The organism is Streptomyces sp. NPDC043726, assembly GCF_056436565.1.
Genome location: NZ_JBWKCI010000022.1, coordinates 1 through 22,681, shown reverse-complemented (window position 1 = coordinate 22,681; position 22,681 = coordinate 1). Strand labels below are relative to the sequence as shown.

Below are 22,681 nucleotides of genomic sequence, written 5' to 3'. Positions count from 1 at the left end.
GATGGGGATGCATGGTGATGCTGCTGATGTCCGCCGCGGTGTGCTGTGCCGTGCCGGCAGGAAACGCGATCAGCGCGTACGTCGCGCTGACGACGGGTGCACAGGACGACGACGCAATCACCGAAGGCGGCAGCGCCGCAGACATCCCTGCCCGGATGCTGACCGCCTACAAGAAAGCCGTCCAGCAGGTCGGCACGCATGTGCCCAAGTGCCGGGGCATGCGCTGGCCGATCCTCGCCGCCATCGCCAAGGTCGAGTCCAACCACGCCATCGGCCGCAGCATCGCCGCAGGCGGTGACATCCGCCCGAAGATTTACGGGGTGCTCCTCAACGGCTCCGGCGCCGGCGGCAACACCACCGTCTTCCCCGACACAGACGGCGGTAAGTGGGACGGCACGGCGACCGGAGAGCGTGCCGTCGGCCCCTTTCAGTTCCTGCCCTCCACGTGGGAGGGAACTGGCATGGACGCCGGCGGTGACAAGACCGCCGACCCGCACAATGCCGACGACGCAGCCCTCGGCGCCGCGGTCTACCTGTGTGGAAACGGCCGTGACCTGACGAAGCGCTCCCAGCTGAAGGCCGCGTTCTTCCAGTACAACCGGTCGCAGTCGTACGTCGCCAATGTGCTGGGCTGGGTCGACCAGTACACGGCGGCCGCCAACGATCCCGGCCTGGCAAACGTCACAGGAAGGGTCCGCATCGTCCTTGAGGCCGCGCTCTCCCAGCGCGGTGTCCTCTACTCGTGGGGCGGCGGTAACACGGGCGGCAAATCGACCGGCATCTGCTGCTCCCCCAGCGGCAAGAGCGGCGCGGGCATCGTGGGTTTCGACTGCTCCGGCCTTGCCCAGTACGCGTACGCGAAGGCCGGCATCCGCCTGCCGCGCGTCGCGGCCGCCCAGGCCGGCACCGGCAAACGGATCCCCGCCTCACTTGGCACGAACGCGCTCAAGCCCGGTGACCTCGTCTTCTACGCCACCGCTCCCGGACGCGACTCCACGATCTACCACGTCGGGATCTACGTGGGCAGCGGACAGATGATCAACGCTCCCCGCCCGGGGACCGTGGTGCGCCTGGACTCCGTCCACGCGATGCCGGGCTATGCGGGGGGAGCACGGCTGCTGTGACCACCACCGAGCGCTCACCGCGCCTGCTGCTCATGAGCACCGTCCTGCTCACCGTCGCGGGAACCGCCCTGCTGGGCGCGCCACACCGTCAGGAACCGGCGCTCCCAGCGACAGCCTCCCCCGCGCGAGCGGCCACGGAGGGGGCATCGACGGCCGCTCCGCTGCCCGCCAGCGACCCGGCCACCGGCACGGCTTCCTCCGCGAAACCCGCCGCATCGCCCCCGTCAGCCGCCGGGACCGCTCTGCCGCCGCACGGCGAAGGCACAGCTGGCGACCCGGTCATCCAGCGGAACCTGGAGGCCGCCTGGCCCGCCGACCTTCCCGACCGAGACGAGCGGGAGTTGCTCACTGCCGGGGCTGCGCTGCTGCGCGCGGACGCCACCGGAGTGGGCCGTGCGAAGTGGCCCGAGGTGTTCCCCGACTCCGGCCAGGCGGGCCAGCGGTGGCCCCGGCGTTCGCCACCGCCCACTTCCGTATCCAGGCTTCGATCGCCCGCCGTGACGGCGGATCGGACAGGGCGGTGGTTCATCTGGTGTGGGCCGGCATGGACCGCGGCGGCACCTTCACCGACCTGCGCATCACCGACTGGTTCTTCATCCGCACTCTCAAGAAGGGAGCAGCGACGTGGACTTGGCAGCCCCGTACCTGACCAACCGGGCCGATGACAGGGCCATGGGTGAGGTACTCGGCCTGGTCACCGGCTTGGTCGACGCCGCCGGATGGCTCTACGCGCACTGGTACCTGGCCGCCCTGGCGATCGCCGCGACCTGGGGCGCTGGTGAGCTGGTGGTGCGCCGGCTCGCGGCCAGGGCTTCGGCCGAGCGGATGGCCCTGGAGCTCGTCTCCCACCAGCATTTCGACCCGAGCCTGGAGGAAATCTTCCGGCGCGGTGTTCAGCTCGCCCGCGCCTCGACAGCCATGCCCTGGTGGGCGCCTCGGCGCGCCAAGGCCGTACAGATCCGGCTGCGCGCGGACGGAAGTACGCCGTTGCGCTACCGCATCGAGGGCCCGGCCGGCGGTGAACGCCTGCTGTCCATCACCCCGTTCGGGCCGGACGTCACCGTCCACCGCGCCCGCCCCATCACCGACGCCCCACGCAGGCACACGGTGCGGGCCGAGTTCATCCTGCGCGGCAAACCCACCGCCCCGCTGCGCGAGGTGCCGCTCACTCCCGACCCGCTGCAGCCGCTCATCGACGCCGTGGCCGACCTGCGCGCCGAGCTCGGCGACCTCGCCGAGATCCGCCTCGACATCCAGCGCGCCCCCAAATGGGCGCTCAGGGCCCGGCGCCTGCACCTGATGAGCACCGCGCGCCGGCTGGAGCGCCGGCAGTCCCAGCGGGCCGCGCGCTGGCTCCGGCGGGACGCCGGCGGCGTCGAGGACTCCCTCACCTGGCAGCTGCAGCAGCTCCTCAGTGACACACCCGGCCCGGGACCGGGTCGGCGGCTGGTCATGCCGCCTGTGCCCCGCCGGGTGGAGCCGGCCGAGGCGCTGGGCAAGCTCGCCGAGGACGACCACCTGGTGCGGGTTCAGCTGCTGGTGATGTGTGCCTCGAACACGTCAGGCCGTGCCCAGGCACGTCTTGCTCAACTCCAGGCCGCCTTCGACGTGTTCGGCGGCCGCTCGAGGTGGGCGATGCGCGGCTGGCGGCTGGGACCGTGGCGGATCGGCGCCGACCACTGGCCGACCCGGCGCGGATTCCAGCGCCGCTGGAATGTGGGGCACTGCCGGCCGCCCCGCACGAACTGGGTACGGCTGGAGGAGCTGACAGGCCTGCTCAAGCCGCCCACCGTCAACTGCCGCCTGCCCGTGCTCGCCGGTGATCTGCCGACCTACACATTCGGCGATCCCACGCTGCTCCTGCAGGGCATCTACCGCAGCCCGGACGGCCGCGAGCGGATGGTCGCCACCTACGCCGAAGAGACCCTGTTCGAAGTCGGCGTCGGCAAGGCGGGCGGCGGCAAGACCGAGCGGGCCCTGGCACAGGCAATCGGCTGGGCGCACGCGGGCGGCGGGCTGATCTTCATCGACCCGCACCGCGACTCCTGGCCGCGGGCCGCCACCTTCCTCGCACACCAGAACCTCATGCCGCGGATCGCCCTGATCGACCTGGGCGGCCTGGGCCCCCACCCGCGGGTGAGCTCATGGAATCCCCTCGGCATGCACCACGGCCAGACAGCCCACGAGGTCGTCGAAGCGACCGCCGACGCCTACGCCACCGCCTTGGCCTGGGACGACGCGACCGCCCCCCGGGCGCTCACCATCCTGACCGCCGCGCTGACCGTCCTCGTCGCGGTCAACGAGGCCGCCTGCCAGGCCGGCCGGCCCGAGGACCAGGCCACCCTCTTCCACGTCCGGGCGCTGCTCACCGACACCGTATTCCGCAAGGCGGCGCTCGCCGTGGTGGCGGGGCGGCTGGATGAGGAGACCCGCTCGTGGTGGCAGTCGGTGTTCCCGGCCCTGCCGCCGGACGCGTTCGCCGTCGTCCTCAACCCGATCGCCCGGCTGGCCGCCAACCCCCTCACACGTGCCTTCCTCGGGCAGCCGACCGGCGTCTACAACATCCGCGCCGCCATGGACACGAAAATGATCGTGTGGGTGTGCCCGGGCGGCAACGGGCCCACCGACCGCCTCCTGACCGCACTCCTGGCCCGCGACCTGCTGCGCGCCGCCCGCTCCCGCCGCGACACCCCGGAAGACAGGCGGGTGCCGTTCCGCCCGTACTTCGACGAGCTGATCACGCTGACCGGCGCAGCCCCGGAAACCATCGCGAGCATGTTCGAGGATCTTCGCAAGTACCGGTGCCACATCCACGGCATGACCCAACTCCTGGCCCGCCTCCCCGCCGCGGTGCGGCTGTCCCTGGTGCAGAACGCGTCCACGCTGGCCACGACCGCCGGTTCGACATCCGCGATCGCACCCATCACCGCAGAGTGGGGCGACAATCCCAGCCCCGACCGGGTCGCCACCATGGAGCGCTTCCAGCACTACGTGTCCATGAACGTCCACGGCCGCCGCATCGGACCCATCCAGCTGCGCGGACCCCACCTCGACGCGGTCTTCGCCGCCCAGGCCCGCCCCAAAGACGTCCCCGCGCTGGAGCAGGCCGCCCACGCCAACGCCGGGGCGCTCCCCCTCAACCAGCTCACCGACCGCGCCGCCCAACAGCTCAGCCGTGTCGCCGCCTTCCTCACCGCACACACCCCCGCCCACGCCGCCGCGGTCGACCTGTCAAAGGAGAAGGAATTCAAATGACCACCACCCAGCCGACAGACCGCACAACGGAAGGCTTCATCACGCCCAGCCCTGTGGAGCCGCTCGCCCACCAGCTCCTGGCCGCCCTCGCCCAGCACCGCATGGCCACCACCCACCAACTGCACATCCTGCTGCGGCCCGACCGCTCCCGCCAGGCGGTCTCCGAACGCCTCAACGAACTGCTCAGCAAACACCTCGCCGACTTCGTCGTGCTGCCGCAGTCCCACCGCACCCGGGTCTGGTACCTCACCCCCAAAGGCGCCCGCCTCACACGCGACTGGCCCGGCTTACGCGGCCGGCCGCCCTACCCGATCACCTCAGCGACCGCCGCCTCCCTGAAAACCCCCCACACCCTCACCGTCCTGCGCACCCACCTGGCCTTCGTCGCCGATGCCCGCCGCCGCGGCGACGAACACGGCCACCTCGACTGGACCCCTGAGGTGTCCCACTCCATCGGCGACGGCGAAAAAGTCACCGCCGACGCACTCATGCACTACACCCTCACCGACGGCCAACAACGCCAAAAACTACGGGCGTTCGTCGAAGTCGACCGGGCCACCATGAGCAGCGAACGCCTGGCGGCCAAACTGATCGACTACGCGAGACTGCGGACCTACGATCCCCAGCCGGCCGGCCGGCGCCACCATCCCGAACAGCCGGGATGGCTTCGCTGGTACCCGGTCTATCCCCGGGTCCTCATCGTCCTGACCGGCGCCGGCCACCAGGCCATGAACCACCGCATCCACGACCTCAAAGCCATGACCGCCCACCATCCACTCGTGGCTGACCTCGCCCACGAAGTGCCACTGGGAGCAGTCGGCCTGGACGACCTGGAAGAGCACGGCCCCACGGCCGATGTCTGGGCACCTCTCGCTGGCGGCAAGCCCCGCTCATGGACCGAGTTATGACATCAGTCCACCTCACCATCTTGGCGGCATCGCACGCTGGCAACCGCCATCCGGGCACATAGCCGAGGAGTGTCAGGCGGCCCTGGGACGGCTCTGGGCAGGGGCCATTTCACAGCCGGCCGGACCCCGGGGGCCGTGTGTGCAGCCGGCCGGACCCGGTCCCGCTCCATGCTGTCGCGGTACGCGCGAGCCCTGCCTGCGGCTCGGCCGACCAGGTCGGTGTGCGGATGCTCCCCAGGGGCCGGGCAGGCATGCAGGTGCAGATTGCGCGGGACGGCCGGCTTTCGGCCGTGGGCTGTGCGCGGCTGACTCGCCTGACACACCAGCATCTTCTCCGAACCCATTGAACTTTGCTTGAGTTAACCATTAGCGTTGTGCCGAACCGGCCGCCGGGAAGGTGAACTTCCCAGCAAAGAATCTGATTTGGGGGATCAAGAATGGCCTCGGACGCACGGTTAGTTCGCAGCAACAACCCTTTTGATCCGGATGCGTGGCCCGCTGGGACCCTCACGGTGTCCCAGGTCGGCGACGCCTGGGTCGTCCAGGCAGCCGGCGACTTCGACCTGGACGACCTGGACCACGTCCGCAGCCGCTTCCCGCGCCGGTTCGTCACCCTCGACGGCGACGTCATCACCGTCTGGCCGCGCCCCAGGGGGCAGCGGTGAGCCTTGCTTCTCCCCCGCCCGCCGCACCCAACTCCGGCTCCGGCTCCGGCCCGCACCCCACCCGCCACCTGGCAGACGGCCCCGCACCCCGCGCGGACACGAGCACCGGCACCTGGTGTGCAGGCGGCCGCCCGGGCACGCCGTCGCAAGCGGCCCGCACCGACGGCGCAGGCGCGAGGCTGCGCCGTGGCGGCCGGGCACGACAGGCGGTGGCGGCAGGGGCAGGTGTGCTCTGTCTGGCTGTTGCCGCTGCCGCCTGCTTCACCGGGGACCTGACCGCGCACAGCGCCGCCTCCTCAGCCGCCTCCCCCTCCAGCGCGGCCGCGCCGCGGGCATCAGGAAGCAAGCCGGGCAGGGCACTGGCGAACATCAAGGGCACCGACAGCCTCCAGCTGACGATCAGCGCCGTGCAGCGGATGCCGGGCGGGTTCCTCACCCTGCGCGGCACCCTGACCAACACCGGCGACGACACCGCAGTCGTCCCGGCCGCCCTGCGCGGCAGCGAACGCGACATCGTCAAAAACGGCCAGTCCCTGGGCGGCGCCTCCCTGGTGGACTTCGACGGCCGCAAGCGCTACTACGTGCTGCGCGACACCGAGGGACGCCCGCTGACCACCACCGGCCTGGACACCCTCCAACCAGCCGAAAGCGTCGCGGTGTTCATGCAGTTCCCGGCCCCGCCCGCCACCACGCAGCAGGTCGATTTCTACCTGCCCCAGTTCGACACCGCCACCCTCACCCTCCCGTGACCGCCATGGCCCACCCCACCCCCGCCCGCCAACGCCGGCGCAGCACCCGCAGCCGGCGTGCGCTGACCGCCGGGACCGTCCTCCTCCTCGCCGCGGCCCTGCCCTGGGCCCTGACACCACACCCCGACGCCACCGCCGCACCCCACCACACCCCCAGCCCCAGCGCTACGCGGCTGCCGGAATCCCCCGCCCCTGACGACGGCGCGCTCGCCCTGCCTCACGGCGCCACCCTCGCCCCGCGCAAAATCCTCGACCTCGACCTCGGGACCACCACGCTCGCTCTGCGCCAGCTCATCGAAGACCACCCCGGAAGACGGACCAGACACGATGCGTCCCTCGTCCCGTCCGGCACCGCCTCCGCCGGCGCACCCGCCGGGCAGCCCGGCACCGCCTCACCGGCACCCACCCACAGCGCCAGGCCCTCCGCCCCTGCCCGCACCGCAGCTCCCTCCTCCGCCCCCACTGCCGCGCCGGCCCCCGCCACCCCGGCCTTCCACCGTCCGGCGCTGCGCCCGCTGCTGGGCCTGGGCGCACTGCTGGCAGCCGGGCTCACCGCGCTGCTCGCGCTTCGCCTAATCCGCCGTCTGCGCCACACGCCCGGCGCCTCGCCCGCCCCGCCCCCGGCACCCGCCGGCGGTGCGGCACCCGCCCAGGACGGTGCCGGCCTGGCCCGTCTGGACGCCGCCCTGCGCACCCTCGCCCACCACGGCCACGCCCCCGGCCCGCTGCGGGCAGCACGGATCACCGCCACCTCGCTGCAGGTACTGCCCCATGACCGCCGCAAGCCTGTGCCGCCCTTCACCACCGGGCCGCACCACTGGTGGACGCTGCCACAAGACGCGGTACTCCTCGACGCACACACCGCCTCCACCGTCCCGCCCCCCTGCCCCGGCCTCGTCACCCTCGGCACCACCAGCGACGGCGCCCAGCTCCTGACCGACCTCTCCCAACAACCCGCACTGCTCCTTGAGGGAAGCCCCGACCACATCACCGCCGTGTGCACCACCCTCGCCCTCGAAGCAGCCCTGAGCCCCTGGGCCGACGACACCGAGATCTGGACCATCGCCTTCGGCGACGACCTACCCCGCCTGCTCCCGGCCCGCCCCATCACCCACCTGCCCCACGCCGGCCAGGCGCTGCGCGAACTCAACGCCCGCCTCCTGGAAATCCACCAGCAGCCCACAGAAGCGCGTGAGCCCGTACTCCTGCTGTTCGCCCCCACTCTCAGCACCGACGCCGCAACCCAGCTCCCCGACATCATCCGCACAGCCCGGCGCGCCCGCATCACCCTGATCGGCCCCGCCCGCACCCTCGCCGACCACTTCCCCGACGCAGAAACCCTCAACGCCTCCGCAACCAACCCCCAGCCCGTATCCGGCACCCACACCAACGTCACCCTGCAACGCCTCACACCCACCGACTACCAGCACCTCACCCGCACACCGACCAACACACCCCACCCCCCAACAACCCAAACCCCCCTCCACACAGCTCACCCCCCACCGCAACCCCACCAGCAACCCGACCAACCCCAGCCACAACAGACAAGCCAGCCAGAAGACTTGGGCCAGCCCCAAGAGCCCAGCTGGCCGGACGCCTTGGGCCGACAGGGAGAGCCCGGCCGGCCGGACGCCCCCGGCCGGCAGGACACCCCAGACCGGCAGGGAGAACCGGGCCAGGCCCGCGCACCGCACCCGCCGCACGAGCGGGGGCAGCACGCCGGGCCGCAGCAGCCCGCCCCCTCAGCGCCCCACACCGACGACGGCACGATCTACCCCGCCCTGCTCGCCGCCACCAACCCGCGCCCGCAGGCCCCCTCACCCAACATCCCCCGCCAGGCCACCGCACCCGCCCCGCCCCGCACCACACCACCCGCAACCGGCACCCGACCGGCATCAACCCACCCGCCGGCGCCGCAACTGCGCGTCCTCGGCCCCGTCGAGATGGACCGCGTCCCACCCACCGGACACGGCCCCCGCCAAGCCCAACTCGCCGCCCTGCTCTACTTCCGCCCCGGCCGCAGCGCCGAAACCCTCTGCGCCGACATGGACCCCGACCACCCCTGGACCAAAGACACCCTCAACGCCCGCCTCCAAGGCCTACGCCGCAACCTCGGCCACGACCCCGACGGCCACCCCTACGTCCCCCGCCGCCACCACGCGGACGCCCCCTACCAGCTCTCCCCCCACGTGCCCTGCGACTTCGACCACTTCCGCTTGCTCACCGACCACGCCCAAACCCTCGGCCCCGCCGGACTCCCCCACCTCCAGCAAGCCCTCGCACTCGTCCGCGGCCGCCCCTTCGGCGACAAACCCCCACCCTGGGCCGCACCGCTGCAGCAGGAGATGACCACCCGGATCATCGACGTCGCCCACACCATCGCCACCTACCGGACCAAGCCCGGCCCGCACCACAACCTCATGGCAGCCCGCCAGGCCGTCGCAACCGGCCACGACGTCGACGACACCTCCGAGCTGCTCTACCGCGACTGGATGCGCATCGAACACGCAGCCAACAACCGGGCCGGCCTGCACACCGCGATCAGCCGCCTGCAGCAGGTCAACCGGGCACTCGACTGCCCCCTCGAACCCGAGACCGAGCAACTGATCCACCAGCTCCTCACCAACACCCACTCAGCATGATCACGAGAACCGTCCGAGCAATCTGCTCGAGCACCAGCGCTGACGACACTCACGCTGCAGACGTGGAGAGAAGATCAGTTGTGGGGCACACAGGGGGCGGAGCGTGACTGCGAGGACGAGCGAGATACCCCCTCTGACCCGAGCACACCGCGTTCTCATCGGCGTGGTGGCGCTCGGCACGGTGATCATCGCCGGTATCGGCTTCGCCGGTTCGTACACCGCAGTCCGCGACCTGGCCATCAAAAAGGGCTTCGGGGACTTCAGTTACCTCTTCCCGATCGGCATCGACGCAGGGATCTGCGTCCTGCTCGCCCTGGACCTGCTCCTGACCTGGACCCGCATCCCCCTCCCCCTGCTGCGCCAGACGGCATGGCTGCTCACCGCGTCGACCATCGCCTTCAACGGCGCGGCCACCTGGCCCGACCCCCTGGGCATCGCCATGCACACGGTGACCCCGATCCTGTTCGTGGTCGCGGTAGAAGCCGCCCGCCACGCGATCGGCCGCATCGCGGACATCACGGCGGACAAGCACACGGAGGGCGTCCGCCTCACCCGCTGGCTGCTCAGCCCCGTGCCGACGCTCCTGCTGTGGCGCCGGATGAAACTGTGGGAACTGCGCTCCTACGAACAGGCCATCAAACTGGAACAGCAACGCCTCGTCTACCAGGCCCGCCTCCGTTCCCGCTACGGCCGGTCCTGGCGCCGCAAGGCCCCGGTGGAGTCCCTGATACCGCTGCGCCTGGCCAAGTACGGCGTCCCCCTGGCGCAGACCGCGCCTGCTGGCCTCGCCGCGGCCGGTATCAAGGAACCGCCGAGCCAGTTCACCGTCGAACGCGTCCCCGCCGCCACACCGCCGGAAGGCACCGCACTCGACACCGCGGCGCAGCACGAGCAGCCAGCGGCCGAGCTGAAACCCACAGCGGCGGAAGCGGTCCGGGCCCCCTTCCCCACTCCGACTGAGAGGACCGAGCGGACGCACAATCCTCACGAGCCGACCGCACAAGCCGCTGAGCGCTCCGCTGAGGCATACCGGGCTTACCTCACCCGCTTCCAGGCTGAGCCGACCCCGGCGCAGTGGGCCTCCTGGCTCCGCGACACCCACGGCATCTGGACGGGAACCGGTGACCCGGACTTTAAGGGCCAGGTGCAGCCGCTACTCCACGTCCTCCAGGCGCGCCACGGGCCTGATCCACAGGAGTCCGCCATCAGCGAAGAATCCGAGCCGGCCGGGCGGTGGTACGACTACAGCCACCGTGCCCGGCGTACACATCAACAGCATCAGCACAGCGCATACCCGGATCCAGCCAACCCGGCCGAGCACACCAACCAACGAAACTCCGTCACCGCAGACGGCAACCGTCACCCCACCGGCAACGACCCGGCAGCACTCGCCGCAAACTTCCAAAAGCACAACAGCGGCAGCCACCAACCGGCCTTGAACGAGACCGGTGGCCAGCCGTCGCCACGACCTCGCGCCGCTCCCAGCGAGGGTGCCGCTGCACAACCCCTGCCAAAAGAGGGGCGCGAGGCAGCACCCAGCGGCGTCGGCACGCAGGCCGCCGACAAGCAGCACACCCCGCAAGGGAAAGCCGCCATCGACGAGGCATCACCCAACGGGCCCGCCGACCTCACCACCGTCGACCACTACTACCTGGCATGGAAGGAACACCAGACACACAACGAAGGCCGCCCGCAATCCTCAACACAGGAAGCCGAGGAACTCTCCGCCCATCTGGCCAGCAAAGGACTGCGCGGCCGCAGCAACAGACCAGTCAGCCCAGCCACCCTGCGCCGCTACCTCCTGCCCTTTCGCGTCTACAACATCTGGGCCCAACAACGAGAACACAGCAATCCACCCTCGCTCAAGGCCGTTGCCCAGCAATGCGCAGCCCAGAAAATCACCGCGCAATACAACAAACCCCTCACCACCGACTACCTCGCCGACCAGACCGCCGACTTCGAACGACGCTGGCAAACCCTCCTCCATCGCCACGGCGACACACGACGATAACTAGCTCCAATCACTTTGAGTGATCGAGCCGCTGTGCTCTGCACTGTCGTCTGGCGTTGGCATCGCCAGACGGCCAGCTCAGCGCGTGACGCGGTCCTCGATGTCCGCGCAGGTGCGGGGGTCTGGGATCACAGGCTGCCAGGAGCCGCCGAACCTCCGCCACCGTGAACTCGACAGTTCCGACGGCACCATCCCCGTCCGGCTCAAGTTGGTCCTGCAGGTAGTTCGGGGCGTCCTCGATGGCCAGGTGCCGGGCCGTCTCCTCCGCAGTGCAGGTGGGTTCGGGCCATCGGCCCCTGGCGGGTGCGCGTTCGCCGTGGATCGAGGTCCCCGAAGACTTCGTGGTCGGGGCAAGGCCGGCGAAAGAGAGTTCCGTCTCGGCAGGCCCGGGTTGCCGCCGTCGCACCCCTCGGGCGCGTCGTCGTTCTGATCCGCCGGCCTTCCACTGCCCGCGCTTGTCTCTATCAGGTGCCTCCGCCGGTCCGGTCCCGTCCCTCCACGAAGTGATAGATGCTGTCCGGGCAGCTACCCCACGGTGGTGGGCGCATCTCTTCTACGAGCATGGCAGTGCCGTCCTCACCTGCGGGCCGGTCGGCTCAGCTTTCGGCTCGCGCAGCGACGGGCTCAGCGCCGTTGAGGGCCAGGCGGATGATGCGGAAGGCCCGCTCGCTCGTGCCCGTAGATCGCGGTCAGGAGAATGACCAGGACCACGGTGAGCTCGACGGCTCCGACCGCGGTGCCCAGTACCGGGTTGATGAAGGCGAGAGCAGCGGGCAGTGCGACCAGGCCGATGCCGAGGATCGCCTGGCGCGCGCGTGAGACCAGTGTCGGCGGTGCCGATGGGTCATCGCTGTTCCGGTGGTCTGACATAGATACTTCCCCTGGCATCGGCAGGCAGCTTTGCCCTACGTATAGATGGGTGAGCAGCGTCAGGCCCACGCGGATCGGCTTGGTCGTTCCAGGTTCACGGAAGAGGGGCCCGGCGAAGGGCCAGGGAGTCGCCGGGTCGGCAATGCGATTGGAGGGGTGGCTGCCCCGCTCTTCGGCGTCGCAGCGTATGAGCCTTGAGGACCCCGCCGGTCGCAGGCCGTCCTTGACCTGCGACAGGTTGCGTAACATGTGGTGTCGTGAATCTTCCGGCTCGTGTACGGCAGGCACTCAACGAAGCCGTGCACCCTACGGAGTTCGAGCGGTGCGCCTGCGCTCTGCTGCAATCGCGGTACCCGGGGCTCTCGGCGGTTGAGGGCGGCCATGACTTCGGCCGTGACGCCGACATCTACTTTCCCCATGGCAGCAGTTCTCCCGGAGCGCGTGGACGTCTTCTGGTCACCACAGGTGATCCGGTGGCCAACGTGCGCAGAGGCCTGCGCCGTATGGACGAGGAGGGTCTGCGCGTTGACCTGGTCGTCGTGGCCTGCTCGCGTCCGGTCGATGCGCGTACCCGCAGGGTGCTGGATCAGATGTGCACGGCCCGAGGGCTGCCGCCTGCGGAGGTCTATGCCCAGGAATGGTTTGTGCAGCAGCTGGTCCAGGATGCGGCGTGGCGCCGGAGTCTGCTGGGTGTCGAGGGCCGGCTGGGGGCCTTGCTTGAGGTGCCCTTGGAGACCGCGCTGACGGCGTCTTCGCAGATACTGATCGGCAGAGAGTCCGAACTCGAGGTCCTGTCCGGTGCTGTGGCGTCCGGTAAGGACGTGGTGATCGTCGGTGTCCCGGGAGTAGGCAAGACGCGGCTGACCGGGCAGCTCGGCGAGAGCGCCTTCTACCTCGGGCCAGCTTCCCTGCACCACCTTCCAGACGAACTGCTGTTGACGCGGCCCGGCGTGGTGATCGTGGACGATGCGCACGCTCATCCCGAGGGAGTGCGTGCAGTGCGACAGGCCCGCCAGCAGACAGAGCATTCCTTCTCTGTGGTGGCAACCACCTGGCCCGATCGTCTCGAGGACGTCCTCGAGTGGCTGCCCGATGCGACGGTCATCCCCATCGGGCTCCTCGAACGGTCGCAGATGAACGAGCTGGTGACCTCTGTGGGAGTGACGGGCTACCGGGCTCGGGCCGCCGTACTCGACCAGGCGGCCGGCCGCCCCGGATGGGCGGTGACCCTGTGCGCGCTGCTGTCCGGCGGACAGGACGGGGATGTCTTCAGCGGCAGAGCGCACATGGCCCACGTCGAGCGTCATCTGCGCGAGGTCACTTCCTCGCCCACGGTGTTGGACGTGCTGGCATGCGTTGCCGCACTCGGCGGGGCCTCGCCGGAAACCCTGTACGAGCTGGCGCCTGTGGTCGCTGTGGCTCCGGCCGAGTTGTCAGGCGTCATGGAAGACCTTGCGCACAACGGCCTGGTCGAGTTGGCCCGCGGCGCCTGGCAGCTGCAGCCGACACTGTGCGCGCCGCTGGTGACACGCTGGTTCTTCACCAGCCCGGCGCGCCGGCCGTGGGGCACGCTGACGGCGGCGTTCCCCGACCGCGCGCTGGATCTCGCCTCGTCGGTGATGTCGGCCGCCGCAGTGTCTTCCGCCCCTCAGGCCCGGGATCAGGCGGAGATGTGGATCAGGTCACTGTCCGATCCCACCACGTGGAGTGCCGACATCTTCGCGGTCGTAGCGCAGTACGCACACCTGGATCCGCAGGCAGCCGCATTCGCCGTGCGAGGCGCGTTGACCGCGCTCGCCGCCGAGCGCGAGCCGGTGGAGATCTACGGGGTAAGCACCGATCCCGTCGGGCGGGCAGCCGTCCACCAGCTGATCCAGAGCGCGCGCCAGTTTCTGCTGCCGGAGGCGGTCGAAGGGTTGCTGTCGCTGGCCGTGGGCGACACACGGCGCCGTAACTCCACCCCAGAACATCCGCTGCGGGTGCTCAGTGACCTGGCGGTCGTGGTCGATCCGGACTTCGGCACCTCCCTGGAGATTCGCGCGCGTCTGCTACAGGCGGTGCTCAGCTGGATGTGCAGGCACCGCAGTTCGGTCGAGCATTGGAGTGTGGCCACCGAAGCCCTGGCGGGCATCTTCAGCGTCGGGGTGTCTGGCGACTGGACCAACCCAGGGGCGTTGGACACCATCACGTTTGTCCGAGGCATCGACAGTGCCGACAACCTGTCAGGTCTGCTGCATCTGTGGAACCAGGTAGTGCCGGCACTGAACAGTGAGCCGACACAGGGGGGCGATATCTCCTGTCCGCCCGCGGCGCTGGTCGTGCTGCTCGAGACGGCGCTGGGGTGGATCCGTCTGGGCCTGAATACCGCGGCAGGGCAGGACCGGGCCCCTTCTGCTGAGCAGCGGCGGTGCGGTGCCGAGGGTGGAAGTCTCCTCATGGACACCCTCCGACCGCTGCTCCTGCGTCATCCAGGCACAGCGCTGCGCGCCCACCGGGGACTCGCATGGCTGAGGCCGCAGGCAGAAGAGGTCGGACACCTGCTGCCCGACTTCGACATCGACCCCGACCTAGAAGCCTTCTGCGAATGGGCGAGTGCCCGCATCGCCCCAGACTACGAGGAAGCTACCGAGGCGGTATTCACCCGGGCACATGCGCTTGCGGAGAAATTGGTGGCGCTGGGACCTCGTGCAGGTGTCGCACGGTTCGATGAACTGGCCGGGCAGGCAGCAGTCGCAGGTGACAGCGCCGCCGGGCATCTGACCGCCGTCCGTATGGGCGAGTTGATGACCGAGCCGTCCTCCTGGTACCAGACGGCCGCCGCGTCGGGCAACATACTCCTGCTGGGGGCCGCCCTCCGGCAGTGGTTCAGCACGGGGCCCGACTGCGTACCGACCCCTGTGCTGCGATCCGCCCTTGACGATCCCTCCACCCGGTCGATGGTCATCAGCACCGTGCTTGCACGCGACGTCGTGGATGAGACGGGAGAAATGGTGATCTCCTCGCTGACGTCGGCCGACACGGCCCTGCTGGAGATGCTGATCCGCCACGAGCCGGACGATGTCATGCACCGGCTGCTGGTCCATTCCGTGCCCGCCGTCGCTGCCAGTGCGGCGGTCAGCTTCTCTGGCCTCGGCGTACGTCACGGTCCCTGGCTGCCCCCGGCATGGCGCACCGCCTGGCGCACCGCTGTCGAAGGCCTGCGCCTCGATGACTTGTCCCCGCACAACCAGTGGCGGGCGGGCCAAGTTCTTGGCCACCTGGCGCAGCACGACCCCGACACGTTCGAGGCATGGTTCCTCAAACGTCTGCACGAGATGACAGACCGGGGCTGGTATGCCTCACCCCTCCCCCACGACAGCGACCACATTCTGTCCTTCCTCCCGCACTCCCACCGCCTCCGTCTCGCCGTGCGCTGCATCGGCCTGTCCCGCGTGGGCCACAGCGCCCTTGTCCACCTCGTCGGCCCGGACACCGGGCTGGCCAGGCAGTTGCTCGACGAGCATTCGGTCGCTCCAGGCGACTTGGTCCCCGCGCTCATGGGCCAGCGCACCACAGCCACGGAACGACTTGGCCTCCTGCTTCTGCAGCGAAGGGTGGAAGCAGGGCAGATCGCTGCGGCCATGGCCTGGTACGACTTCTGGTCAGGGGACCGCTCCCGCATGCATGCCGAACTACTGGAGTACTTCACGGACCTCGCCAGCCGCGTGCCCGCGCTGCAGGCCGTCGCTGCTGCAGGGTGCCTGCAACAGCAGGACCTGCTCGGGCAGGCCGAGAAGCGGGAACACGCTGCACGGATCCACGGACGATGAACCGGGACGCACCGCCAGGTGCCGGCGGGCGGACGGCTTCGTGTCAGTACCTGCTGCCATGCTGCCCCCATGACTTGCCTTGCGTCCCTGACCCTCAGCCTCCAAGAACTCCTCGATCTTGACGCCGGAAGGAACATTCTCGGTCTGCTGGAAGATGACAGCCCACACCGCTGCGGACTACGCGGGTCCCACCCCGGCCGTCATGTCGCCCTCGTCGACCCCCAGGCGTGGGACGAGGAACCTCCGGTCCTCACCTACTGGTTGTGGTGGGATGCCACCGGCCATAGCCTGACTCACTCCTCATCATGCCCTGACTGCCACCTGCCCGAGGGCCATCCGGAAGGCTCTGACTGCACCCAAGACGCCCGTCGCTGCACCGCTACGACCACCGTCACGGACACCGACCGGGCCATGCTCGAAGACCTCGACGACGCCGTGCACCAGGCCGAGACCGACCACCGATGCCAATACCAAGCCGGCCACGAAGGGCCACACGTCTGCCTCGCCCAGAGCCAGGACCGTCCCGACGGCACAAGCACTGCCTGGTGGGTAACTTGGCCCTCCCCCGCCAACACCGGCTACCGCCTCGCCGTCCTACCCGAGTGCCCCGCCACAGCAGCCCACCTCAACGACGACGGCCTCTGCCTCAATCCAGCAGGACACCCCGGCGACCACCAGTGGTGAACCCCCTCGTGCTCCCACTCGGGCGGGGTGATCAGGTGGACCCCGGCACGACGGCGGTCGTGCGCCAGGCTGGTGGAGTGCTCAAGCCGGCCGAGAGGAAGGTGCGTCTTGAGGTCGAAGAGGTAGGCGCTGTTGATGTCAAGGGCGGTCACCTCATGCCGGCCGGGCGGGAGTTCGTGACGGGTCCACTTGGGGTGGGCCTCCCAGATCTGGTCGGCGCCGCGCGCGGTCTGCTTCTTGAGGATGTCGGGGATCCAGGGGTGCGCGATCACGTCGAAGCGGACGCCCTTGCGGGTCTCGTCCAGCAGCCGCCTGGCGTCCGGGATCGCCCGCTTCACCAGTGCTGCCGTCGCTGCGGCGACGTCGCTCCGGTGCTGGGCAAGCGCACCCTGCACGGCCTCGCGGATCAGGGCGGCCGGGCCGGACCGCTCCTGGAACGCGCGCCGGGCCAGGCCCCTGGGACGCTCCGCCGTTCGCGCCGTGCCCCGAGGCGTCGTCGAGGCCTGCGAGGTAGCCCAGATGACAGCATCCGCCAGCAGCACCCCCGCTTCTGCATGACGCCCGGGTGGCCGTTGACTCCCCGGCAGGTCGCCCCGGCGCCCAAACCCGGCTGGAGCCCGTCTGTCCGCTGCAACGGTAGGCTCCCTGGGACCACCGAATGTCGTACTCGACATATGGTTGATGCGATGATTCACTCGTGACATGGCATCAATTCGTCTAACTCGCCCCACACTTGAAGTCATAAGAGTGCTGCTGACGTCCGCTCCCGACGATCCCGCATGGGGACTGAAGATCTGCGAGGAAGCCGATCTCGGCTCCGGGACCGTTTATCCGATCCTCGATCGCCTGGCCGCCGCGGGGTGGGTCACCCGGTATGCGGAGACAGGTGAGCATCCGGGGCGGCCAAAGCGGTACTACTACGAACTCACGGCTGTCGGCCAGCGTGCAGCCCACCAGGCCAGGGAGCAAAAGCCCCGGTTCTTCGGACGCGCAGCAACCGAAGGGCGTACCGCGTGACCAGCACAGAGGAACCGCGCGCAGAGCCCCCGGGTGCTGGACGGGCGGCTGTCTTTGCAGTACTGATGCCTGTGCTGTTCGGCACAGCAGCAGCGATCTTCCTGCTCGTCGGCTACGCGCTTAAGATGCTCGGCCCCGAGCCAGCCTTCGTCCAGACGCTCCTCACCGCCGGCTGGGCATTTGGTGCGGCAACAGCGTTGGCGATCCTTGTAGCCGCGGTCCACCTGCTGCTCGTTGCGCTGCGCAATCGTCCGCAGGCAGCGGAGGAGGAGTCTCCAGCCGCCAGGCGAACGGCCTCCGCGAGTGGCAGGGCCGCCCGCCGGACTCTGGACCTTGCTTCCTTCGTCGCCGGAGACCGAAGGGCACATCTGCGAGATGAGTGGTCAGCAGTCCTCGCCGGGGATCCCGAGAACGGCATCGACCTCTCCTCGCGCCGCAGGATGAGCTACGCCATTGGCTTCCTTTGCGCGGCGCTCCGAATGCGACTGAGCGATCTCGCGGCTCCGCTGTGGACCCCTGTTGACTGGATGCTGTCGGCCGAGTCGCGCACGCACGGGTTCATCGCACTGGGCGTGGGCGCGCAGGCCGTGTACATCCAACACCACGACGGCTTGCATGCTCTCGTCACCGAGGGCTGGGGCTGGTGTGCCGGTTGCGGAATCGCGCTCCGGTTACTCGTCAGCTGGCTCTGCCAAGTTCGAGGCATCGAGCTCGCCTCAGTGCCAAGCGACTCCAGAGACCAGGGCGGGGACCGCGGGCAGCCGCAGTGACCACAACGTCCACGCAACAAGCCTCGACAGCACGGCCCGCGACCCCTCGCGGGTGCCCTGGGCGAATTGCCCACTGCATCCCGTGACCTGTGCCCGCCTGATTGGCGACTACGCCGTGGTGCCATTCGTTCACGCCCTGGCAGGTCTTGGTGCCGCGGGCGACGGCGCCGGCTTCGTCGACCCGGCCGTAGGGAGTGCCTCCGCTCGCGGTGAGGATGATGCCGCCGTCTTCGTCGATGGTGGCCCAGTGCTCGGTGGAGCGGTACGTGAGCACGATCTGCGTGCCCGCCTCGATGATGTGGGCTGCGACCATTCTGGCGACATCTGTGCGGCGGCGTCCTGCAGCCGCTCTGCGGCGCGCGGCGGCCGGCCGGGGTGGGACAGGCTTTTGGTGGGAGGGGTCTGGCTCGTGAGGCATGGTAACGGGAAGGCCCAGGCGTTGGGGGTTCCAGCTGTGTTCGAACAGGCTCAGGTAGAGGTCCTGGCGGGTCTGGACGATCGAGGTCATTGTTTCCCGGGGTCCGAACGGCCTGAGGACTCGGTCGGCTTTGGTTCTTGATGAACTCGCGCAGCAGCGGGTTCCGCTGGTTGTAGCCGGGGGCGATGATCCCCAGCAGGACGTTGCTGCGGGCGTAGTAGGCGGCCTTTTCGCCGAGGGGCAGGTCGTTGATGCTGGAGTTTTCGCGTCCCATGAGCAGGCCGAGGCCGCCGAGCTGGTTGCGGCGGCTGCGGAAGACGACCGGATCGGGGATCTCTTCCTGAACGCGGTGGTGGTGGTTGGCCCATAGGTGCTCGATGTGGAAGCGGTCCCGGTCGAGGTAGGCGAGCACATCGTGCGGCCGCAGGCATGCCTCTTCCACGTGGGCGGTCGCCCGGGTCAGCAAGTACCGGATCTGATGGGCGTTGTTGCCGCGGAGTCCCAGGGTGACGGCGTCGCGTATCGAGCCCCCGTCTTGCATGACGAGGTCGGCGAGAGCGGAGGCGACGTCGGCCACGGTGCGGCAGCCGCGTAGGAGCGGCATGAGGGTGCCGTGGACGAGGGTGTCGGTGTCGGCGGACTGCACGGGCAGGTCCTGCGGGACCCTGAGTGCGTACCAGCGGTCCATGTAGACGGCGACGAGGCGGCCTTTGTCCTTAGCGTCGGAGGGCCTGGTCGTGGGGGTCTATGGCGGCGAGGATGGCCACCGCCTGGGAGTTGAGGCCGTTGCGTTCGTTGAAGAGCACTGCGTAGGAGCTGGCGAGCAGGATGCCGAGGCGGGCGACGTGGTCGGCTGGTTCGGCGGCGGTGAATGCCAGGCGGAGCCGGTAGTCGATCGCGTAGAGAGGCCGCGATGGCCGTTACCTACGGATGAACTACGGAATGGGCCGTCAGACGTAGGGCATAAATGTTGCTACAAATAGCTCCCCATCCTGATCCCGCGCCGCCTTGTCGAATTCTCCACACACCTTTCCATAGTCCAGGCAGGTGGAATCGTCGTATCTGTGGACCGTCACGCCGTACTTAGGGTGGCGTTTGGGATAGTCTCCGGACAGCAACAGCGAATCAGAACCCCCTTCCTGTGTATCCCAGCCTTCCGACTGGAGCGCCTGGACAATGGATGCCACCGGGCCCTCGCTCGATGGCACATAAATCAGTACGTATGACTGCTCCCAATCATTCCCGGGGTTTGAATCGCTCCCTTCGGCCAGTACGCGCACATCCTTGGACTCGACGGAGCTGATCACGGCCTCCGGCACGCCTGGCAAGTCGCTCCAGTCGTTGACGAGCACCCACCCAGCCACGATGCCGGCCGCCGCCACAGCAGCTCCGACAACGCGGGTCTTGTTCACCCGGAGCATCATCCGCATCCCCTAGCCGGGCTGGTACAGAAGCCGCCAGTGTCCCCGAACTGGGTAGTCGGCAGGGATGACAACCCAAACAGGCTGGACATGGACTGCCCACTTCCGGCTAGATAACTCATGTTTGCGTCGTACCGTGCCGACCTCCTAGAAAAAATGGGGCTGGATTGTATCAATTTATCCCCCGGTGTATGCAGGCGTTCTGCCGTTACGTCGTCGAGCGCGTACCCAAGATACGCCTGCTTCTTGCTGCTGCCTGCACTGGTGTCTAGCTTAAGTTTCAGCACAGCCACTGAGCTTATTACTTAACCTCTGAGCTCGAACAGGGCGTCGTACGACGTCACTCACCTGGGAATTCGCCGGACAGGCGGACGGCCTCGCATGATCCTGCGTTCCGCCACGGAAACAGACTCATACGAAGGCCGCAGAGGTGAGTGTGCTGTACGACGATGCCCGGCGGGACGCGTTCGACTTCGCGTCACACTTCCGGGAGGACTTCTACGCGTGCCTGACCCGGCGCGGTGACACCCTGTTCGAGCTCACGGACGCGATGCTCTGCGAGAACGGGCCGGTGACCTCGCCGGTGGACCTGACGCTGCTGGCCGAACACCGTCGCGGCCACGGCGCGCTCTACGACGCACTGAACTGCGGTCACAGCGACACAGCCGGGCTGCGCCGTGCCTTGGCGGCGTTGCCGCAGCCCAAGGCGGCGGACACCCGGCTCGTGCTTGCGGTCGATGTGACCAACTGGCTGCGCCCGGACGCCCCGTGCAGCCCGGACCGCTTGTTCTGCCACGTCTATGGCCGCAACGGTCGCTCCAGCGATCAGTTCGTCCCGGGCTGGCCGTACTCGTTCGTCGCCGCGTTGGAAACCGGCCGCACCTCCTGGTGCCAGCTGCTGGACGCCGTCCGTCTCGGCCCCGACGACGACGTCGCCGAGGTCACCGCCGCCCAGGTCCGCCGCGTCGTGGCCAACCTGATCGACGGCGGCCAGTGGGAGCCGGAAGACCCCGACATCGTGGTCATCTTCGACGCCGGCTACGACGCCCCGCGCCTGGCTTACCTCTTGGCCGGCCTGCCCGTCGAGGTGCTGGGACGGATGCGCTCCGACCGTGTCATGCGACGGCCCACGCCCACGCTCAAGGAGTGCCCTGGCCTACCCCAAGGGCGGGCGGCCGCCCAAGCACGGCAAGGAGTTCCGCTTCGCCAAACCCGACACCTGGGGTGCCCCCGACGCGGAGACGGTGCAGGTCACCGACCGGTACGGCACCGCCCAGGCCATGGCCTGGGACCGCCTCCACCCGAGGCTCACCACCCGCTCCGCCTGGATCGACCACGACGGCGAACTCCCTGTCCTCGAAGGCACACTGATCCGCCTGCGAGTCGACCGTTTCCCCGGTGGCCAGGACTCGCTGCCTCTTTGGCTGTGGTCCTCGAAGACCGGCATGACCAGCCAGGACGTCGACCTGCGCTGGCAGGCGTTCCTGCGCCGCTTCGACCTGGAACACACCTTCCGCATGATCAAGCAGACGCTCGGCTGGACACGCCCGAAGCTTCGTAGCCCCGAGGCCGCGGACCGCTGGACGTGGCTCGTGATCGCGGCGCACACCCAGCTCAGGCTCACCCGCGAAGCCGCCGCCGATCTCCGACGCCCCTGGGAGAAGCCGGCCGAACCGGCCCGGCTCACCCCCGCCCGCGTTCCCCGCGGGTTCAGAGACCTCCGTCCGCACCTGCACAATCCAGCCCGTGCACCGAAACCTTCAACTCCAGGACCAGGCAGGCCAGTTGGGTCGAAGAACCGCCACCCGGCCACCCACCACGACATGGGCAAAACGACCAGACGGCCCGAGACCATCGCGGAACGTAATCGTCTCAAAGATCGCAAAGTTAAATGACAAGGTCAGCGCCTGTTCCTGATGCCTGCATGACAAGCGCTTTGAAGAACTCGGTGGACATCGCATGGGCCAGCGGCGAGCGTTGGCGGAATGCAGCAGGAGAAGATCTGGGACGCCGATACTGCTCAGCACTATGACACTCCCGGTTCCGGAATGTTCGCGCCCGAGGTCCTGGAACCGGCCGTGGACCGTCTGGCCCAGCTCGCAGGTGGCGGGATCGCGTCCCATGAAGTGGTGTAGCCGGGCAGCGTTCCGGAACGCGCGGGCATCTGCCCGGGGCGTGCATCCGCTGGCGGTGCATGCTCCCTGAACAAGGGCAGGCCATCGCGCAAGTCTCCATGGTGAACGGCCAGTTCAACCGGAGGAGCACGCGATGGCCTTGTCCCAGTCTGAGCTGATGCGGCTGCTTGAGTCACTACGTCGGGCCGATGGAGTTGAAGCAA

14 protein-coding genes and 3 pseudogenes are annotated in these 22,681 nt (G+C 69.0%); 14 read left to right on the top strand and 3 right to left on the bottom strand.

The features are described from left to right. Nucleotides 1-11 precede the first annotated feature (11 nt). From AC068Z_RS39965 to AC068Z_RS39930, 8 genes are all read left to right on the top strand, one after another. The gene (locus AC068Z_RS39965) at nt 12-1,124 is read left to right on the top strand and encodes a C40 family peptidase (RefSeq protein ID WP_478567881.1); all 1,113 of its coding nucleotides are present in this window, start codon (nt 12-14) and stop codon (nt 1,122-1,124) included. Between the two features lie 442 nt (nt 1,125-1,566). Continuing rightward, nucleotides 1,567-1,773, top strand: coding sequence for a hypothetical protein (locus AC068Z_RS39960; RefSeq protein ID WP_478567878.1), 207 nt, complete (start codon nt 1,567-1,569; stop codon nt 1,771-1,773). Further along, nucleotides 1,749-4,379, top strand: coding sequence for an ATP/GTP-binding protein (locus AC068Z_RS39955; protein ID WP_478567875.1), 2,631 nt, complete (start codon nt 1,749-1,751; stop codon nt 4,377-4,379). Before AC068Z_RS39960 ends, AC068Z_RS39955 begins: the two co-directional genes overlap by 25 nt. Then, nucleotides 4,376-5,287, top strand: coding sequence for a replication-relaxation family protein (locus AC068Z_RS39950; RefSeq protein WP_478567872.1), 912 nt, complete (start codon nt 4,376-4,378; stop codon nt 5,285-5,287). Before AC068Z_RS39955 ends, AC068Z_RS39950 begins: the two co-directional genes overlap by 4 nt. A gap of 512 nt (nt 5,288-5,799) precedes the next feature. Then, entirely contained in the window at nt 5,800-5,952 is a 153-nt protein-coding gene (locus AC068Z_RS39945) for a hypothetical protein (RefSeq protein ID WP_478567869.1), read from the top strand. A gap of 227 nt (nt 5,953-6,179) precedes the next feature. Beyond that, on the top strand, nt 6,180-6,701 hold the full coding sequence (locus AC068Z_RS39940) for a hypothetical protein (protein WP_478567866.1): 522 nt from the start codon (nt 6,180-6,182) through the stop codon (nt 6,699-6,701). A gap of 5 nt (nt 6,702-6,706) precedes the next feature. Next, nucleotides 6,707-9,343: a bacterial transcriptional activator domain-containing protein gene (locus tag AC068Z_RS39935; protein ID WP_478567863.1), complete on the top strand. Its 2,637-nt coding sequence runs from the start codon at nt 6,707-6,709 to the stop codon at nt 9,341-9,343. A 163-nt stretch (nt 9,344-9,506) separates the two neighbouring features. Then, the gene (locus tag AC068Z_RS39930) at nt 9,507-11,354 is read left to right on the top strand and encodes a DUF2637 domain-containing protein (protein ID WP_478567860.1); all 1,848 of its coding nucleotides are present in this window, start codon (nt 9,507-9,509) and stop codon (nt 11,352-11,354) included. 624 nt (nt 11,355-11,978) lie between these two features. On the opposite strand, the gene AC068Z_RS39925 is transcribed toward AC068Z_RS39930, so the two are convergent. Beyond that, nucleotides 11,979-12,224: a hypothetical protein gene (locus tag AC068Z_RS39925; protein ID WP_478567857.1), complete on the bottom strand. Its 246-nt coding sequence runs from the start codon at nt 12,222-12,224 to the stop codon at nt 11,979-11,981. Nucleotides 12,225-12,481: 257 nt separating this feature from the next. Here AC068Z_RS39925 and AC068Z_RS39920 point away from each other — a divergent pair, with 257 nt between their 5' ends. Beyond that, entirely contained in the window at nt 12,482-16,033 is a 3,552-nt protein-coding gene (locus AC068Z_RS39920) for a hypothetical protein (RefSeq protein WP_478567854.1), read from the top strand. Nucleotides 16,034-16,611: 578 nt separating this feature from the next. Here AC068Z_RS39920 and AC068Z_RS39915 read toward each other — a convergent pair. Next, complete coding sequence (locus tag AC068Z_RS39915) at nt 16,612-17,259, bottom strand: hypothetical protein (protein WP_478567851.1); 648 nt, start codon at nt 17,257-17,259, stop codon at nt 16,612-16,614. Between the two features lie 205 nt (nt 17,260-17,464). Between AC068Z_RS39915 and AC068Z_RS39910 the strand changes: the two genes are divergently transcribed. The 3 genes and pseudogenes from AC068Z_RS39910 (at nt 17,465) to AC068Z_RS39900 (ending at nt 19,292) form a co-directional block, all read left to right on the top strand. Then, nucleotides 17,465-17,734: a PadR family transcriptional regulator gene (locus AC068Z_RS39910; RefSeq protein ID WP_478567848.1), complete on the top strand. Its 270-nt coding sequence runs from the start codon at nt 17,465-17,467 to the stop codon at nt 17,732-17,734. A gap of 20 nt (nt 17,735-17,754) precedes the next feature. Then, nucleotides 17,755-17,988: pseudogene (locus tag AC068Z_RS39905) on the top strand (hypothetical protein); the annotation flags it as partial. Between the two features lie 1,064 nt (nt 17,989-19,052). Further along, a complete protein-coding gene (locus AC068Z_RS39900; RefSeq protein ID WP_478567845.1) occupies nt 19,053-19,292 on the top strand; it encodes a hypothetical protein in 240 nt (79 codons plus the stop codon). A 580-nt stretch (nt 19,293-19,872) separates the two neighbouring features. On the opposite strand, the gene AC068Z_RS39895 is transcribed toward AC068Z_RS39900, so the two are convergent. Then, a complete protein-coding gene (locus tag AC068Z_RS39895; protein ID WP_478567842.1) occupies nt 19,873-20,334 on the bottom strand; it encodes a hypothetical protein in 462 nt (153 codons plus the stop codon). A gap of 445 nt (nt 20,335-20,779) precedes the next feature. On the opposite strand from AC068Z_RS39895, the pseudogene AC068Z_RS39890 reads away from it, so the two are divergent. After that, a pseudogene (locus AC068Z_RS39890) lies at nt 20,780-22,238 on the top strand (NF041680 family putative transposase). A 90-nt stretch (nt 22,239-22,328) separates the two neighbouring features. Continuing rightward, nucleotides 22,329-22,460: pseudogene (locus tag AC068Z_RS39885) on the top strand (SAM-dependent methyltransferase); the annotation flags it as partial. Nucleotides 22,461-22,681 lie beyond the last annotated feature (221 nt).